General features: G+C 65.8%; 16 protein-coding genes. 9 read left to right on the plus strand and 7 right to left on the minus strand.

The features are described 5' to 3' along the window. Window positions 1-125 precede the first annotated feature (125 nt). The 3 genes from FQV39_RS26070 to FQV39_RS26080 all read right to left on the minus strand — a co-directional run bounded on the left by FQV39_RS26070 (window position 126) and on the right by FQV39_RS26080 (window position 2,795). A complete protein-coding gene (locus tag FQV39_RS26070) occupies window positions 126-1,025 on the minus strand; it encodes a hypothetical protein (RefSeq protein ID WP_149132938.1) in 900 nt (299 codons plus the stop codon). 157 nt (window positions 1,026-1,182) lie between these two features. Next, window positions 1,183-1,743 (minus strand): NUDIX hydrolase, encoded by a 561-nt coding sequence (locus FQV39_RS26075; RefSeq protein ID WP_149132939.1) that lies wholly within the window; start codon window positions 1,741-1,743, stop codon window positions 1,183-1,185. A gap of 5 nt (window positions 1,744-1,748) precedes the next feature. Beyond that, window positions 1,749-2,795: a DUF3616 domain-containing protein gene (locus FQV39_RS26080; RefSeq protein ID WP_149132940.1), complete on the minus strand. Its 1,047-nt coding sequence runs from the start codon at window positions 2,793-2,795 to the stop codon at window positions 1,749-1,751. A 172-nt stretch (window positions 2,796-2,967) separates the two neighbouring features. Between FQV39_RS26080 and FQV39_RS26085 the strand changes: the two genes are divergently transcribed. The 3 genes from FQV39_RS26085 to FQV39_RS33325 are packed head-to-tail and all read left to right on the plus strand — an operon-like array spanning window position 2,968 to window position 4,342. After that, window positions 2,968-3,180 (plus strand): hypothetical protein, encoded by a 213-nt coding sequence (locus tag FQV39_RS26085; protein WP_149132941.1) that lies wholly within the window; start codon window positions 2,968-2,970, stop codon window positions 3,178-3,180. An 8-nt stretch (window positions 3,181-3,188) separates the two neighbouring features. Beyond that, window positions 3,189-4,133 (plus strand): dihydrodipicolinate synthase family protein, encoded by a 945-nt coding sequence (locus tag FQV39_RS26090; RefSeq protein ID WP_149132942.1) that lies wholly within the window; start codon window positions 3,189-3,191, stop codon window positions 4,131-4,133. Window positions 4,134-4,180: 47 nt separating this feature from the next. Next, on the plus strand, window positions 4,181-4,342 hold the full coding sequence (locus tag FQV39_RS33325; RefSeq protein ID WP_187640066.1) for a hypothetical protein: 162 nt from the start codon (window positions 4,181-4,183) through the stop codon (window positions 4,340-4,342). 71 nt (window positions 4,343-4,413) lie between these two features. Here the strand turns inward: FQV39_RS33325 and aceB are convergent, their stop codons facing one another. Beyond that, window positions 4,414-6,021: a malate synthase A gene (gene aceB, locus FQV39_RS26095; protein ID WP_149132943.1), complete on the minus strand. Its 1,608-nt coding sequence runs from the start codon at window positions 6,019-6,021 to the stop codon at window positions 4,414-4,416. 254 nt (window positions 6,022-6,275) lie between these two features. On the opposite strand from aceB, the gene FQV39_RS26100 reads away from it, so the two are divergent. Further along, entirely contained in the window at window positions 6,276-7,556 is a 1,281-nt protein-coding gene (locus tag FQV39_RS26100; RefSeq protein WP_187640067.1) for a TadE/TadG family type IV pilus assembly protein, read from the plus strand. Here the strand turns inward: FQV39_RS26100 and FQV39_RS26105 are convergent. From FQV39_RS26105 to ygfZ, 3 genes are read right to left on the minus strand one after another with little or no spacing between them, the layout of a single operon-like run. Then, window positions 7,531-8,157 carry a YfbR-like 5'-deoxynucleotidase gene (locus tag FQV39_RS26105; protein WP_149132945.1) on the minus strand — a complete coding sequence of 209 codons (627 nt, stop codon included), beginning with the start codon at window positions 8,155-8,157 and terminating at the stop codon, window positions 7,531-7,533. The genes FQV39_RS26100 and FQV39_RS26105 overlap by 26 nt on opposite strands. Further along, window positions 8,157-8,801 carry a DNA-3-methyladenine glycosylase I gene (locus tag FQV39_RS26110; RefSeq protein WP_149132946.1) on the minus strand — a complete coding sequence of 215 codons (645 nt, stop codon included), beginning with the start codon at window positions 8,799-8,801 and terminating at the stop codon, window positions 8,157-8,159. The genes FQV39_RS26105 and FQV39_RS26110 overlap by 1 nt, the downstream gene beginning before the upstream one ends. After that, window positions 8,798-9,697 carry a CAF17-like 4Fe-4S cluster assembly/insertion protein YgfZ gene (gene ygfZ / locus FQV39_RS26115; RefSeq protein ID WP_149132947.1) on the minus strand — a complete coding sequence of 300 codons (900 nt, stop codon included), beginning with the start codon at window positions 9,695-9,697 and terminating at the stop codon, window positions 8,798-8,800. Before ygfZ ends, FQV39_RS26110 begins: the two co-directional genes overlap by 4 nt. A 150-nt stretch (window positions 9,698-9,847) precedes the next feature. Here ygfZ and FQV39_RS26120 point away from each other — a divergent pair, with 150 nt between their 5' ends. The 5 genes from FQV39_RS26120 (at window position 9,848) to FQV39_RS26140 (ending at window position 14,610) form a co-directional block, all read left to right on the plus strand. After that, window positions 9,848-11,188 carry a dihydroorotase gene (locus tag FQV39_RS26120; RefSeq protein ID WP_149132948.1) on the plus strand — a complete coding sequence of 447 codons (1,341 nt, stop codon included), beginning with the start codon at window positions 9,848-9,850 and terminating at the stop codon, window positions 11,186-11,188. A gap of 130 nt (window positions 11,189-11,318) precedes the next feature. Next, window positions 11,319-11,984, plus strand: a complete 666-nt coding sequence (locus FQV39_RS26125) for a dihydrofolate reductase family protein (RefSeq protein WP_149132949.1) — start codon at window positions 11,319-11,321, stop codon at window positions 11,982-11,984. A 107-nt stretch (window positions 11,985-12,091) separates the two neighbouring features. After that, a complete protein-coding gene (locus FQV39_RS26130) occupies window positions 12,092-12,514 on the plus strand; it encodes a YciI family protein (RefSeq protein ID WP_149132950.1) in 423 nt (140 codons plus the stop codon). 79 nt (window positions 12,515-12,593) lie between these two features. Next, window positions 12,594-13,019, plus strand: coding sequence for a YciI family protein (locus tag FQV39_RS26135; RefSeq protein ID WP_149132951.1), 426 nt, complete (start codon window positions 12,594-12,596; stop codon window positions 13,017-13,019). Window positions 13,020-13,338: 319 nt separating this feature from the next. Then, on the plus strand, window positions 13,339-14,610 hold the full coding sequence (locus FQV39_RS26140) for an RNA polymerase sigma factor (protein WP_149132952.1): 1,272 nt from the start codon (window positions 13,339-13,341) through the stop codon (window positions 14,608-14,610). The last annotated feature ends 222 nt before the right edge of the window (window positions 14,611-14,832 follow it).

Raw genomic sequence — 14,832 nt, forward strand, 5'->3', positions numbered from 1 at the left:
TGGATTTTCACGGAAACGGTGCCGTCATTCCGGACAAGCCGCGACAGCGGCGCCGATCCGGAATCCATCATAGGGCTTAATTCCGGGGCAAGCCCGGAATGATGGCGCGGTCAGAAAGCTCTCGCTCAGAAGCTGTAGCCCAGCTTCACCTTGACGAGATGCTGGCTGAAATTGGCCAGATCGAGGTCTCCGGGCTGGCCCTTGGCCTTGCCGGCGACCTGGATGTTGTAGGCGGCCGAGAGGGCGAGCTGCTTCGTCGCCTGCCAGAAGACGCCGGGGCCGGCGAAAGTGGCGTAGCCCGCCTCGTTGCCGAAGCCGAGATCGTTATGGGCGCGCATATGGCGGACCTCGCCGCTGAGATAGAGCCCGTCGGAGACCTGCCAGGAGAGCGAGCCGCTGACCGTGAAGGTCGAGGAGCGCTGATAGGGCGAAGGGCCGGTCCAGGTCAGGTCCTGAGAGAGGTTGAGCGCCGCATAGAGCGTGTTCGGGATCAGCGTCTTGTCGGCGAAGAGGCGGATGCCGGTGTTGTAGGTGGTGAAGCGGCCGGCGCCGTCCGGGTCGGCACGGTTGAAGCTGGGGTCGATGACCAGGGTCAGGCCGAGCCCATGCATGTCGCGTCCGAGCAGCTTGTATTTCATTTCGACGCCGGCGCCGAAAGCGCGCTCGTCGGCGCTGATGCCGCCGGCCGAGGCATTGGTGAAGGAGCCAAGCACATAGGGGCCGATCTCGAAGCAGGGGAAGAGGCCGTAGGAGCCCTGCAGGGTGAGCCCATGCCCATTCGAGGAGCCGACGCGCGTGCCGAACCCGCCATTATAGGTGAGGCTGGGGCCGAAGGAGCCCTTTTCCGCGACATCCGAGCCGGTGGTGAAGCCGAATGCGTCGGTCGGGATGCCTTCGCTCTCGGTACAGGCCGAAACCACGGGCGCAGGTGCGGGAACTCCCTTGCGGGATGGCAGGTCGGCGGCAACGGCAGGGATCGACGCAGCGGCAGTGAACAGGGCGAGAGCGAAGGCTTTCGAAGACATCGAGAACTCCGGGAGGTCGCGGATTTATATGCTATTGCAAATCGTTTGCAATACCTAATTCATCCTCGCATTGAGCATGCCGCCCGCCCCGGCTCGGCGCGATAAAAGAGCCATAGGCGTTTCTGCAATTCACCCCGATGTTGTTGCGCTGCAACAGTCAGGGTGTCGGCAGGCGCGAAAGCCGTTCCAGGGCGCGCGGCGCGATTTCGGCCAAGGCGGCGATCGGCTTCCAGGCCGCGGCATGGACCTCCTCGACCTGCGCGACGAGCGGCAGGGCGGGATCGGCGAGGAAGAGATATTGCAGGTCGTGATGGATATGATCGGGCTCGCCGCGCGCCGGCTTGCCCGGTACGTCGTGGCTGTCGATGGTGAAGGGCACGTCGTCGCCGGCATGCCAGGGATGCAGCGTCAGGCCTTGGACGCCGGTCTCCTCTTCGGCTTCGCGCGCTGCCGAAAGATGGAAGCGTTCCGCTTCCTCCCAATGGCCGCCGGGCTGGAGCCAGCGGCCGATCACGACATGGTCGATCAGCAGGACCTGCGCATGGTCAGGGGAGAGCACGAAGGCGCTGGTTGTGAGATGGCCGGGAAAGGTGTCGCGGCGGTCGAGCGCATGGCCCTCAACCATCTGCCAGCGCAGCAGCGAGAGATGCTCGCGCGGGCCGGCGACCTCGGCACGGTAGCGCGCGACGGCGCGGGAGAGGCGGGAGCGGAAATCCATGGCGATCAGCGCGTCCCGGTCGGCAAAGGCAGGCGGTAGGATTCGAAATGGCCGTTCTTGCGGCCGTCATAGCCGATCAGGACGGTGAGCGCGCCGCGGCTCTCCGCCAGGACGGTCAGGGATTCCGCCTTGCCTTCGCCGCGGTCGGGCAATTCGCCGAGGGGCGCGACTGCCTCAGGCCGGGCCGTATCGACCAGCATCAGGGAATAGGGCAGCGATTGGTCCTGCGCCGGGCCGAGGAGCGCGAGCAGGCGGCCATCGGGCAGGGGGGCGAGGTCCCGGATGCCGCGATCGCGGCCGGCGGGCAGCGCGATCAGCTTAGGGGTCTCGGTTGCTGTGGCGTGGCCGGGCGCGAAGAGCGCCGCGAGCGAGGCGCCGACGAGGAAGCTGCGATTGCCGAGCGATGGCGCGCGCAGGCCGGCCCAGAGCGTATCGCCGATGACGGCGATGCCTTCGACATTGAGCCCGTTGTCATCCATCAGGCTTTTGCCGAAGAAGGCGCCGGCCTCACCGGCCCGGCGCAGCATGTCGCTCAGGCGATAGGTCAGCTCGACCCGCCCGGTCGGCGCGCCTTCGGCATCGACCTTGATCCGGGCGAGATGGAAGGCGGAGAGGCGGAACTCGCCCTTGTTGCGCGAGCAGCCATGCGAGCCGGCCAGATAAAACGCACCATCGGCATAGGCGACCGCCTCGCCGTCGAGCTCAGCGAAGCGGCCCGGCGTCCGGCAGATGCCCTGTGGCGGCTGGCCGAGCGTGTCGGGCGAGGCGTCCGGGCCGATGATCGGCAGGGGGCTGCCCGGGGTGATCCGGTTCTCGGCGATCCGGGCGAACTGGGCGAAGGAGCCCTCGTCGTTGATGAGCAGGCAGCGCTGGGCGCCGTTCGCCACCGGCATGCAGGCGAGGCCGCTGACATCGCGTGCCGGCTTGCCGGGCTTGCGGCCCGAGAAGTCAGCCAGCGTCCTGAAACGCTGTTCGGGGGCGAGTGTCGCGGCCTGGACGAAGGAGGCGCCGAGCAGGGCTGCGGCGAGGAGGGGCAGGAGGCGGGGGCGCATGCGACGAATCCAGACGAGACGGGCGGATTGAGCGCGAGCGGCTGGCGGAAGTCAAAGGCGGCGTCGCGGTCTTTATGCATCGTTGATGTTATCGCCCTCTGCCCCGTCTCGAACGGCTATGGCGGCGAAAATACCTTGTCCGGGCGGTCTGGAAGACCGTTCGGGAAACAGGATGATGTTCAGTATCCCTCGCAAATCCTTCGGCGGTCCGCTCCAGTTTCTGGTCGGGCGCGACGTTGACGGCCATTGGCTGGCCGTCGAGACCCATGGCCGCGGCGGCGGCATCTTCGCCGATCGCGGCACCGCGCTGCGCTATGCCGTCTTCGAGACCGGCCACCGCCCGCGCGCGGTCCGCATGACGGCGAAGACGCTCAGGCTGCTCTGAGGCGCGCCATGAACCACTGGCTTCACGGCATGTTCACCGCGCTGGTCACGCCCTTCGACGAGGACGCGATCGACTATGGCGCGCTGGAACGCCTCATTCACTGGCAGATCGCGCAAGGCGCCGACGGCATCGTGGTCGGCACCGCCGCGGGCGAAAGCCCGACGCTGAGCGAGGCGGAGCACCAGCAACTCTGCGCCGCCGCCCGCCGCATCGCCGGCCGGCATTTCCCGGTGATCGCGGCCGTTGGCAGCTACGCCACGGCCGAGACGATCGCCGAGATCGCCGCCGCCGAGAAGGCCGGTGCTTCGGCGCTGCTGCTGCGCATGCCCTATTACAACCGGCCGACACAGGCGGGTCTCGCGGCCCATGCAATGGCGGCAGCGCAGGCGACAGGTCTCGAGATCATCCTCGACAATGATCCGGACCGCTGCGGCGTCGAGATCGCGCCAGAAACACTGGAGCGGCTGGAAGGTGCTGCGAATGTCGTCGGTATCCTGGAGCGGCGGGGCGATCTCGTCCGCTGCGACCGGATCGCCCGGCTGCGCGATCGCCGCTTCATGCGGCTGACCGGCGCGGCCGAAACCATTCCGGCCTATTTGCTTGCAGGCGGGTGCGGGGCTGTCACCAGCGTCGGCAATCTCGCGCCGCATTGGCTGGCGCGGCTGGAGAGCGCGGCGCGCTCCGAACTCTACGGGCAGGCGCAGATCCTGCAGCGGCGCTTGGTGCCGCTGCTCGACCTGCTCGCTCGGGAGCCCGATCCGGTGCTCGTCAAGCTCGCCCTGTCGATGCTGCATCCGGAGGTCGGGGCTGCCTGCCGTGCGCCGCTCGCCCCCGCTCGCCCGGAACTCGCAACCCTCATGCGCGACGCGATCGAGGACCTGCCGCGCCCGCTCGCCGGCACGGCGATGGCGGCAACGCGGAGCAGTGCGGTGGGGACGCCCTGCCGCGCCTGAGCCGTCGCGGGCGCTGAAGCGCCTGCAATGATTGGATGGAGGCTTCAATGACCACGATCGGCACTTATCGTCGCCGCCGGGAGGCGATCTACCAGCATGTCCGCGGCTCATCGGCCGGCGGCTGGAAGGCCGACCTGCTGCATCTCTTCGGGTCGGTGATCCTGCTCACCGTCATCATCGGCGGGCGCGTCTGGTGGCAGCTGCACTGACCGGCGCAAAGCAAAGAGGCGCCGCTTGATGGCGGCGCCTCTCGATAGATCGGCTGGAGCAGGCGTTCAGCTCAGCTCAGCTTGGCGTAGGCCGGCACCGTGAGGAAGTCCTCGAAGTTCGGCGCCAGCGAGAGCTTCTCGAAGAGTGCGATCGCTTCCGGAAAACGGCCCTTGGCATAGACGTCCGCCCCGAGCTCGCCCTTCACCCGCTCCATCTCCTCGGGCAGGCAGCGCTTGAACAGGTCGGCATCGGCCTTCACTCCGCCTTCGAGTTCGACGCCATACTGGACGAACTGCCAGATCTGGGCGCGGCTGATCTCAGCGGTCGCAGCGTCTTCCATCATGTTGTAGATCGGCACCGCGCCGCGGCCGCGCAGCCAGGCCTCAATGTACTGGACGCCGACGCGGATGTTCTCGCGGAAGCCTTCCTCGGTGCGCGTGCCCTGATGGACCTCGAGCAGATCCGTCGTGCCGATGTTTACGTCGTCGCGCGTCTTGCCGAGCTGGTTTGCCTGCGGCATCAGCCGGTCGAACACCTCCATGGCGACCGGGACGAGGTCGGGATGGGCGACCCAGGTGCCGTCATGCCCGTCGCCGGCCTCGCGCTCCTTGTCGGCCCTGACCTTGGCGAAGGCGGCGGCGTTGGCCTCGGGGTTGTTCTTGACCGGGATCTGCGCCGCCATGCCGCCCATCGCGAAGGCGCCGCGCTTGTGGCAGGTCTTGATCAGCAGCAGCGAGTAGGCACGCAGGAAGGCCTTCGACATCACGACCTGCGAGCGATCCGGCAGGACATAGGCCTTGTTGCGGGCGAGCTTCTTGATGAAGGAGAAGATGTAGTCCCAGCGGCCGCAGTTCAGCCCGGCCATATGCTCGCGCAATTCGTAGAGGATCTCGTCCATCTCGAAGGCCGCCGGCAGGGTCTCGATCAGGACGGTCGCCTTGATCGTGCCGTTCTTGAGGCCGAGCGCCGACTGCGCGGCAACGAAGACATCGTTCCAGAGCCGGGCTTCGAGATGGCTCTCCAGCTTCGGCAGGTAGAAATAAGGGCCGGAGCCGGCGGCCAGCGCAGCCTTGGCGTTGTGGAAGACATAGAGCCCGAAATCGACCAGGGAGCCGGAGGCCTCCTCGCCGTCGATCTCGATGTGGCGCTCCGGCAGATGCCAGCCGCGCGGGCGGATGATCAGCACGGCCGGCTTGGCGCCGAGCTTGTAGTCCTTGCCGCTCGCCGGATCGGTGAAGTCGATCCTGTTGGCCCAGCGATCCCTGAGGTTGATCTGGCCCTCGACCATATTGGTCCAGACCGGGGAGGAGGCGTCCTCGAAATCGGCCATGAAGACCTTCGCGCCGGAGTTCAGGGCGTTGATGATCATCTTGCGGTCGACGGGGCCGGTGATCTCGACACGGCGGTCCTGCAGATCGGCCGGGATCGGCGCGACGCTCCAGTCGCCTTCGCGGATGTGCCTGGTCTCGGCCAGGAAATCCGGCGTCTCGCCGGCGTCGAAGCGCTTCTGGCGCTCGGCGCGAACCGCAAGCAGCCGCTTGCGCGTCTCGTTGAAGCGGCGATGCAGCTCAGCGACGAAGGCGAGCGCTTCCGGGGTGAGAATCTCGTCGAAGCGCGGTTGCACGGCGCCCTTGATGGCGACGCCCGGCGGCAGGGAGAGAGCGGGGATGTCCGACATGGCTGCTCCTTTGGTGATCTAAACGCATTGTCCTGCGAAATGATTATTTTCAGAATGGAGAAAAGTGATCATCACTTGTTCTGAATAAGGAATAATAGTTGGTGCGCAGGAGGCGAGATTACGCAACGGCACTTCCTTTCGTTACAAAATGTGCAGATAGGGCCGAGTTCCGCGAATCGGTTTTAGCAATTTGTAAGCTCCGGGCCTCAACCCTCATTCGGCTCAATGCGGCAATCCGGCCCAGGATGAGATTTATGGTCAAGCTCGCTTTCGTTTCGGAAATGATGCGGCGGTTCCGCCGCGACCAGCGTGGCAACGTGCTGGTCATGGCTGGCTTCCTGACCGTTCCGGTGATCGGCATCGTCGGCGTCACCGTCGATTACTCCCGCGCCAGCAACGCCCGCCAGGCGCTGAGTTCGGCGATCGACTCCGCCTCGCTGATGGCGGCGCGCGACGCACAGAAGCTGACCGACGCGCAACTCAGGGATCGCATCGATTCCTGGATCCGTGACAACCTTCCGGCGAGCGCGAAGAAAGAGTTCACCGGCGCGTCCGTGGTGATCGACCGCACGGCGCGGACGATCAAGATTTCGGCGAACGCCAATGTCGAGACGACGGTCGGGCGAGTAGTCGGCTCTCAGTACATCCCCGTCGCCAGCAACAGCCAATCGACCTGGGGAACCAACAAGATCGAGCTCGCGCTCGTGCTCGACAATACCGGGTCGATGTCAAATTCAGAAAAGATGACCAATCTGAAGGCGGCGTCCAAAGATCTGATCAACATCATGAAGGATGCTGCAATCGAGACGGACCAGATCAGGATCTCGATTGTTCCGTTTAATACGCAGGTTCGCATTGCGAGGACCTTCAAGGACCAAGAGTGGATTCGATATGGGCTGACGCGCAGGGTCAACTGCGACAAGTGGGGCAACAACTGCACGACCCAGACCATGACCAAGACGACTTGGGCGCAGTCGGCTCAGGGCTGCATCGCCGATCGCGATCAGAACTACGACACCACAGATGGCGGCTCGTACGCGGCGAGCGCGCAGCAATATCCCGCCTTCTGGTGCAGCCAGTCGACACTCGCAGAGACCCTGCCGCTGACTTCCGACTGGACCGCGCTGACCAATCGCATCGATGCCATGACCCCGGTGGGCAATACGAACGTCACGATCGGCGCCGTCTGGGGCTGGGCGACATTGTCGCCAAGCGCTCCGTTCATGGAAGCGAAGCCAGCAACAGAGCCGCGTCTGAAGAAGTATATGATCCTGTTGACCGATGGCGACAATACGCAAAATCGCTTCACTACGACTCAAAGCGAGATCGACAGCCGCACGAGACTCGCTTGTCAAAATATCAAGGGAGCCGGCATCAATCTCTATACGATCCGTGTGATTGACGGTAACGCGGCGCTGCTCAAGGAATGCGCCAGCAAGCCGGAGATGTACTACGAGGTGACGAGCGCCTCGCAGCTCAGCCCGATCTTCAAGACGATCGCCAACGAGATCAGCGCGGTGCGTCTGACGCACTGAGCCCGCTGCCGAGTTCGGCGAAGCGCGTCAGGAAGCGCGCTTGCGCCGTCTCGGTGTCGAGCGGTTCCAGCCAGGCGAGGACCTCGGCCGGCAGCGCCTGCGGCCGGCCGAAGAATTTCAGCGCCTCCGCGCGGGCGAAACCGGCGAGTTGCGTCGCCTCGAAGAAGGCGGCGATGGTGTCGGCCTCCTTCGTCTTGCGCTTCAGCATGGCCGGTGTCGTCGCAGGCAAGCCGAAGCGTAGATGGATAGCTGTGAGCAGGCGCAATTCCACGCTCTTGTAGGCGTCGCCCATCACCACCTTGAAGGGCGAGATCATGTCGCCGATGACGTATTCCGGCGCATCGTGCAGCAGCGCCATCAGACGCCAGGCAGCGCCCCAGTCCGGATTCAGGAAGCCTGCGATCGCCTCGACCAGCAGGCAATGCTGCGCCACCGAAAAGGAATGAGCGCCGTGAGTCTGCCCGTTCCAGCGGGCGACGCGGGCGAGGCCATGCGCGATGTCCTCGATCTCGATGTCGAGCGGAGAGGGGTCGAGCAGGTCGAGCCGGCGGCCCGAGAGCATGCGCTGCCAGGCGCGTGGCGGTTCAGGCTTGCGGGCCATCAGGCGGCAGGGCGGGAGTCGCGCGCCAATTCAGCGCATTCCGTGTAGCGGAAGCAGCCGGTGAGGTGGTCGTTGACCAGCCCGCAGGCCTGCATGAAAGCATAGACGATGGTCGGGCCGCAGAAGGTGAATCCCGCCTTCTTCAATTCCTTCGACATCGCCTGCGAGACCTTGGTCTCGGCCGGCACCTCGCCCTGGGTGCGGAAACTGTTCTGCAGCACGCGCCCGTCGAGATGCTTCCAGAGGAAATCGGCGAAGGGCTCGCGCTCGCTGATGTTCAGATAGGCCCGGGCGTTGCGAATCGTGCCTTCGATCTTGCCGCGATGGCGGATGATCCCGGGATCGGCGAGCAGGCGCAGGACCTCGGCTTCGCCGAAACGCGCGACCATCTCCGGCTCGAAATCGGCGAAGCCGGCGCGGAAGGCATCGCGCTTGCGCAGGATCGTGATCCAGGAGAGGCCGGCCTGGAAGCCGTCGAGGATCAGCTTTTCCCAGAGCGCGCGGGAATCATATTCCGGCACGCCCCATTCGGTGTCGTGATAGGCGAGATAGAGCGGGTCCGTGCCCGGCCAGCGGCAGCGGAACTTGCCGTCCGGCCCTTCGATCGCGATGCGTTCCTCGCTCAAGATACTTGCCTCGCTCATAGGGCGACCTCTGCGGCGGCTCCGAAGCCCGGCTCGCCGGGGAAGGGGAAGCGGATGAAGGCGGGCTTCTCGGCGAGATGGAAGGCAAGCCCGCCGCCGAGCGGCGCGGTGCCGGCGGCAAGCGCATCCGCCAGCCGGTCGAGGCGGAGCATGGCGAGGGCCCGGCCGTTCGCGCCGGAGCCGATGCTGCCGAGCGACTTGCCGCCTGCCGTTGCCTCAACGCCGGTCTCGGAGACGATGCCGTTGTCAAAGACGATGGGCACGACGCGGGTGCGGGCGGTGCCGCGATGCTGCATGCGGGAAACGACCTCCTGGCCGATATAGCAGCCCTTCTTGAAGGAGACGCCGCCGAGCTGGTCGAGCAGCGCCTCGTGCGGGAAGGTGTCGCCATAAGGGAAATCACGGCCGCCTGCGGGCACGCCGAGCGCGATGCGGCGGGCGTGGTAGGCATCGGGCGTTGCCGTGACGAGATCGTCGATGCCCTCGGCATCGGCGATGGCCCGCTGACCAAGCGCAGGCAGGCGCGGGTCGTCATAGATGAAGCCGGCATGCTCCGGCAGCGGTGCGCCATCCGCGGAAGCGAGCACTACGCTCTTCTCGGTGAGGTCTTCCAGAGCGACCTTGGCGCGCAGCTTGTAGAGCTTCAGGCGTTTCATCAGATCCGCGGTCTGGAGGAGAGGCGCGTCGAGCAGGAAGCCACCGCCGTCTTCCGCCGGCAGGGCGATGATGAAGAAATCGCAGATGATCTTGCCTTGTGGCGTCAGCAGTGCGCCATAGCCGGCCCGTTCCGGCGTCACCTCGTCCATCTCATTGGTGACGATGTTCTGCAGGAAGTCGCGGGCGTTCTCGCCGCTGACGCGGATGACACCGCGATCGATCAATCGGGTTGCGGACATAAGCAGCCGTTCCAGTTCTGATTCCGTGCCGGGCTCGTGCGGCCGAAAGGGGGCATTGCGCCACCCGAAAGCTGTTTCCGCTTTCGGGACGGCGAGTCTGCCGATAGGTAGGCCGCATCGGCCCTTTGCTCAACCGCCCGGAGAACCGCCATGCCCCAGACCTATGACGTCATCCTCAAGGGCGGCACGGTGGTGAACCAGGATGGTCGCGTCGCGCGGGACATCGGCATCACCGGCGGCAAGATCATGGCTCTGGGCGATCTCTCGCGGGCCTCGGCCGGTGAGGTGGTCGACTGCACCGGCCTGCACATCCTGCCCGGCGTGATCGACAGCCAGGTGCATTTCCGCGAGCCGGGGCTCGATCACAAGGAAGATCTGGAGACGGGCTCGCGCGCTGCTGCGCTCGGCGGTGTGACCTGCGTCTTCGAGATGCCGAACACGATTCCACAGACGACGACGCCGGAGGCACTGGCCGACAAGATCAGGCGCGGCCGCCACCGCATGCATTGCGATTTCGCCTTCTGGGTCGGTGGCACGCACGAGAACGCGGCCGATGTGCCGGAGCTGGAGCGCCTGCCGGGCGCAGCCGGCATCAAGGTCTTCATGGGCTCCTCGACCGGCGACCTCCTCGTCGAGGACGACAAGGGAGTCGCCGAGATCCTGAAGCGCACGCGCCGTCGCGCTGCCTTCCACTCGGAAGACGAGATGATGCTGCGCGAGCGCATGGGGCTGCGTGTCGAGGGCGACCCGTCGAGCCATCCGGTCTGGCGCTCGCCCGAGGTGGCGCTGACCTGCACGACGCGGCTGGTGCGGATCGCGCGGGAGACCGGGGCGCGGGTGCACATCCTGCACATCTCGACCGGGGACGAGATGCTGTTCCTGAAGGACCATAAGGATGTCGCGACCGTCGAGGTGCTGCCGAACCATCTGACCCTCGTTGCGCCGGATTGCTACGAGCGGCTCGGCACCTACGCCCAGATGAATCCGCCGATCCGCGACGACAGCCATCGCCAGCGCATCTGGTGGGGCGTTGAGCAAGGCATCGTCGACGTGCTCGGCTCGGATCACGCGCCGCATACCCATGAGGAGAAGCACCATGCCTATCCGGCGAGCCATTCCGGCATGCCGGGCGTGCAGACGCTGGTGCCGATCATGCTGGATCATGTGAATGCCGGCCGGCTTTCGCTGGAGCGCTTCGTCGACCTGACCAGCGCTGGCCCGCAGCGCATCTTCGGGCTCGAAGGCAAGGGGCGGATCGCGGTGGGCTATGACGCCGACCTTACCATCGTCGACCTCAAGCGCAGACAGACGATCACCAATGACTGGATCGCCTCGAAATGCGGCTGGACTCCCTATGACGGCGTCACTGTCACCGGCTGGCCGGTCGGCACCTTCGTGCGCGGCCTCAAGGTGATGTGGGAGGGTGAATTGACAACCCCGTCGCAGGGCGAGCCGGCCCGCTTCCTGGAGGCGCTGCCACGCGGCGCCTGAGGGTCTGCGACGCGACTTGAAAAATTTTTCGGCGGGATGTCGAAACCCGCCGCACTCGTTCGACGTGTTTGCAGGAAGAGATGTTGGTGGCGGATGATCCGCCGCCCGCTCCCCGCCATGGAGAAACGAGATGAGAGAGATCGTTGCCGCGACCTTCCTGTCGCTCGACGGCGTCATGCAGGCGCCGGGCGGACCGGACGAAGACACGACCGGCGGGTTCAAGCTCGGCGGCTGGATCGTCAATTACGGGGACGAGGTCACCCACCAGGCGGTCATGGAAAGCTTCGCCGAGCCTTTCGACCTGCTGCTCGGGCGCAAGACCTACGAGATCTTCGCCGCGCATTGGCCTTTCACCGGGGATGACGGCCCGATCGCGGAGGCCTTCAACCGCGTCACCAAATATGTCGCGTCCCGTTCCGGGATTGCGCTCGACTGGCAGAACTCGGTTTCGCTCGGCGACGACGTCGTGGCGCGGCTGACAGCGCTGAAGCGCGAGGACGGGCCGCGGCTCCTGATCCAGGGCAGCGCCGATCTGATCCAGACCCTGCTCCGGCACGATCTGATCGATGAGATGAAGCTCATGATCTTTCCGCTTGTGCTGGGCAAGGGCAAGCGACTCTTCGGCGAAGGGGCGATGCCGGCGGCGATGCGCGTCATCGACAGCAAGGTGTCGCCGACCGGGGTCATGATCGGCCGCTATCGCCGCGACGGCGCGGTCAAGCCGGGCTCCTTCGCGATGGCGCAGCCGTCGCAGGCCGAGATCGCGCGTCGCCAGAAATGGGCGGCGGAAGGCTGAGACAAAAATTTTTCCGGTCGTTGTCGATTTCGGCACTCGCCGTTCGACGTGAGGATGAAGGCAAGAGATCGCCTTCGATCGCAAAGACAGCACAAGGGAGAAGACCAATGCGTGTGATGGTTCTGGTCAAGGCCGACAAGGACAGCGAAGCCGGCATCATGCCGAGCGAAGAGCTTCTCACCCGGATGGGAGCCTATAACGAGGAGCTGGTGAAGGCCGGCATCATGCTGGCCGGCGATGGTCTGCACCCGAGCTCGAAGGGCATCCGCATGCGCTTCTCGGGCAGCGAGCGGACGATCACGGACGGCCCCTTCGCCGAGACCAAGGAGCTGCTCTGCGGCTTCTGGATCTGGCAGGTGAAGTCCTTCGACGAGGCGGTCGAGTGGCTGAAGCGCGCGCCCTTCGACGGCGGCACCGAGATCGAACTGCGCCGCGTCTTCGAGATGGAGGATTTCGGCGAGGCGCTGACGCCGGAGCTGCGCGCGCAGGAAGAGCGCATTCAGGCCGGCGCGGCGAAGCTCGCCGGCTGAGCGGCGGAACTCTCGAAATCCAATCCCCGGAAGGCGCGGGGCAAAAGCCGCCGGCGCTTCCACTCAAAGGAGAAAACCGATGCGTTTCATGGTGATGGTCAAGGCGACCAAGGACAGCGAAGCCGGCGCGCCGCCGACCCGCGAGCTGCTCGATGCGATGATGGCTTACAACGAAGAACTGGTGAAAGCCGGCATCATGAAGGGTGGCGACGGGCTGCAGCCGAGCGCGAAGGGCGTGCGCGTGCAGTTCGACGGCACCAAGCGCTCCGTCGTCGACGGGCCCTTCGCCGAGACCAAGGAGCTCGTCGCCGGCTACTGGCTGTGGGAGTGCCAGTCGCTCGACGAGGCGATCGCCTGGGTCAAGCGCTGTCCGAACCCGATGCCAGGCCCGTCCGAGATCGAGATTCGGCCGCTCTTCGAGCTTGCCGATTTCGGCGATGTCGTCACGCCGGACGCCGCGGCGAAGTGGGACCGCCTCAAGAACGAGGTCGGCGGCCAGGGCTGAACGACAAAACGACCTGCTGATTTCCGACGAAACCACGCCGTCATTCCGGGGCGGGCCGCAGGCCCGAACCCGGAACCCATGAACATCGGCTTGGCCGTCATGCTCGGGCTTGACCCGAGCATCTCCTGCAAGAGATTCTCGGGTCTACGCTTCGCTTCGCCCGAGAATGACGATCCGCCGTGTTCATGGGTTCCGGGCTCTTCGCTGACGCGAAGCCCCGGAATGACGGCATGGTTCCGTCGAAATCCAACAAACTCCCGGCTGAATGAAGCTCGGGGCCGCTTGCCAGCCGATGCGCTGATGGTGTGTATCGCTTCTCATGTTGGGCAGCGATGCACACCGCACCGTCGAAACGGTCTGGCGCATGGAGGCGCCGAAGCTGATCGCGGGGCTTGCGCGATTGACGCGGGATGTCGGCCGCGCCGAGGAGTTGGCGCAGGACGCTCTCGTCGCGGCGCTGAAGCAATGGCCCGAGGAGGGCGTACCGCGCAATCCGGCGGCCTGGCTGATGCAGGTCGCCAAGCACCGCGCAGCCGACGCCGCCCGCCACGAGATCATGGCCCGGCGCAAGCAGGACGAAATCGGTCGCGACATCGAAAGCGAAGGGCCGGCGATGCCCGATCTCGATGAGGCGCTCGACGACGAGGTCGGCGACGACCTCTTGCGGTTGATCTTCACCGCCTGCCACCCGGTCCTGCCCAAGGAAGCACGGCTTGCATTGACCTTGCGGCTGCTCGGCGGGCTGACGACCGAGGAGATCGCCCGCGCCTTCCTGGTGCCGGAGCCGACGATGGCGCAACGCATCGTGCGGGCGAAGAAGACGCTGAGCGAAGCGAAGGTTCCCTATGACGTTCCGGCCGGCGCCGAGCTTGGAGAGCGGCTCGCCTCGGTGCTGGAGGTGATCTACCTGATCTTCAACGAGGGCTATGCCGCGACCGCCGGGCAGGACTGGGTGCGGCCGGCGCTATGCGAGGAGGCGCTGAGGCTGGGGCGTATCCTGGCAGCGCGGGCTCCGGAGGAGCCGGAGGTGCATGGTCTGGTCGCGCTGATGGAATTGCAGGCCTCGCGGCTCCGAGCGCGTGTCGGTCCCGAGGGTGAGCCGATTCTGCTGCTCGACCAGAATCGCGCACGCTGGGACCGGTTGCTGATCGGGCGTGGGCTTGCCGCGCTGGAGCGGGCGCAGCGGCTCGCCGGCACTTCGCCGGGGCCTTACCTGCTGCAGGCCGCACTGGCCGCCTGCCATGCGCGCGCTCGGACGGCGGAGGAGACCGACTGGCAGCGAATCGCGGCGCTCTATGCGGTACTCGGCCGGGTGATGCCGTCCCCGATCGTCGAGCTCAACCGGGCCGTGGCGGTCGGCATGGCGGAAGGGCCGGCAGCGGGGCTGGAACTGGTCGAGGCGCTAGGCACGGAACCGGCGCTCAAGCGCTATCATCTGCTGCCGAGCGTGCGCGGCGACCTGTTGTCCAAGCTCGGCCGGCATCGGGAAGCGGCGGAGGCGTTCGAGGAGGCCGTCGCGCTGACTGGTAACGTCAAGGAACGGGTGCTGATGGAGGAGCGGGCGGCGGCGGCGCGGGCCGCGATGGAATAGAGTGTTTTCCGATCAGGTTGGATCGCAGAAGCCGTCATTGCGAGGAGCGAAGCGACGAAGCAATCCAGGGGCGGCAGAGCTCTACGTCCCCCTGGATTGCTTCGCTTCGCTCGCAATGACGGTTCAGACTGATCGAGAAATGCTCCAGGCAGTGTCCATCTTAAATCGGGCACATCATTCCGGCCTTGAGCCGGAATCCATCACAAAGCGAGTCGCGCTACG

This window comes from Bosea sp. F3-2 (assembly GCF_008253865.1).
Lineage (GTDB): Bacteria > Pseudomonadota > Alphaproteobacteria > Rhizobiales > Beijerinckiaceae > Allobosea.

Bases quoted from the DNA above. Each gene is read 5' to 3' on its own strand.
- FQV39_RS26070 (WP_149132938.1), bottom strand. From the start codon at position 1,025: ATGTCTTCGAAAGCCTTCGCTCTCGCCCTGTTCACTGCCGCTGCGTCG.
- FQV39_RS26075 (WP_149132939.1), bottom strand. From the start codon at position 1,743: ATGGATTTCCGCTCCCGCCTCTCCCGCGCCGTCGCGCGCTACCGTGCC.
- FQV39_RS26080 (WP_149132940.1), bottom strand. From the start codon at position 2,795: ATGCGCCCCCGCCTCCTGCCCCTCCTCGCCGCAGCCCTGCTCGGCGCC.
- FQV39_RS26085 (WP_149132941.1), top strand. From the start codon at position 2,968: ATGATGTTCAGTATCCCTCGCAAATCCTTCGGCGGTCCGCTCCAGTTT.
- FQV39_RS26090 (WP_149132942.1), top strand. From the start codon at position 3,189: ATGAACCACTGGCTTCACGGCATGTTCACCGCGCTGGTCACGCCCTTC.
- FQV39_RS33325 (WP_187640066.1), top strand. From the start codon at position 4,181: ATGACCACGATCGGCACTTATCGTCGCCGCCGGGAGGCGATCTACCAG.
- aceB (WP_149132943.1), bottom strand. From the start codon at position 6,021: ATGTCGGACATCCCCGCTCTCTCCCTGCCGCCGGGCGTCGCCATCAAG.
- FQV39_RS26100 (WP_187640067.1), top strand. From the start codon at position 6,276: ATGGTCAAGCTCGCTTTCGTTTCGGAAATGATGCGGCGGTTCCGCCGC.
- FQV39_RS26105 (WP_149132945.1), bottom strand. From the start codon at position 8,157: ATGGCCCGCAAGCCTGAACCGCCACGCGCCTGGCAGCGCATGCTCTCG.
- FQV39_RS26110 (WP_149132946.1), bottom strand. From the start codon at position 8,801: ATGAGCGAGGCAAGTATCTTGAGCGAGGAACGCATCGCGATCGAAGGG.
- ygfZ (WP_149132947.1), bottom strand. From the start codon at position 9,697: ATGTCCGCAACCCGATTGATCGATCGCGGTGTCATCCGCGTCAGCGGC.
- FQV39_RS26120 (WP_149132948.1), top strand. From the start codon at position 9,848: ATGCCCCAGACCTATGACGTCATCCTCAAGGGCGGCACGGTGGTGAAC.
- FQV39_RS26125 (WP_149132949.1), top strand. From the start codon at position 11,319: ATGAGAGAGATCGTTGCCGCGACCTTCCTGTCGCTCGACGGCGTCATG.
- FQV39_RS26130 (WP_149132950.1), top strand. From the start codon at position 12,092: ATGCGTGTGATGGTTCTGGTCAAGGCCGACAAGGACAGCGAAGCCGGC.
- FQV39_RS26135 (WP_149132951.1), top strand. From the start codon at position 12,594: ATGCGTTTCATGGTGATGGTCAAGGCGACCAAGGACAGCGAAGCCGGC.
- FQV39_RS26140 (WP_149132952.1), top strand. From the start codon at position 13,339: ATGTTGGGCAGCGATGCACACCGCACCGTCGAAACGGTCTGGCGCATG.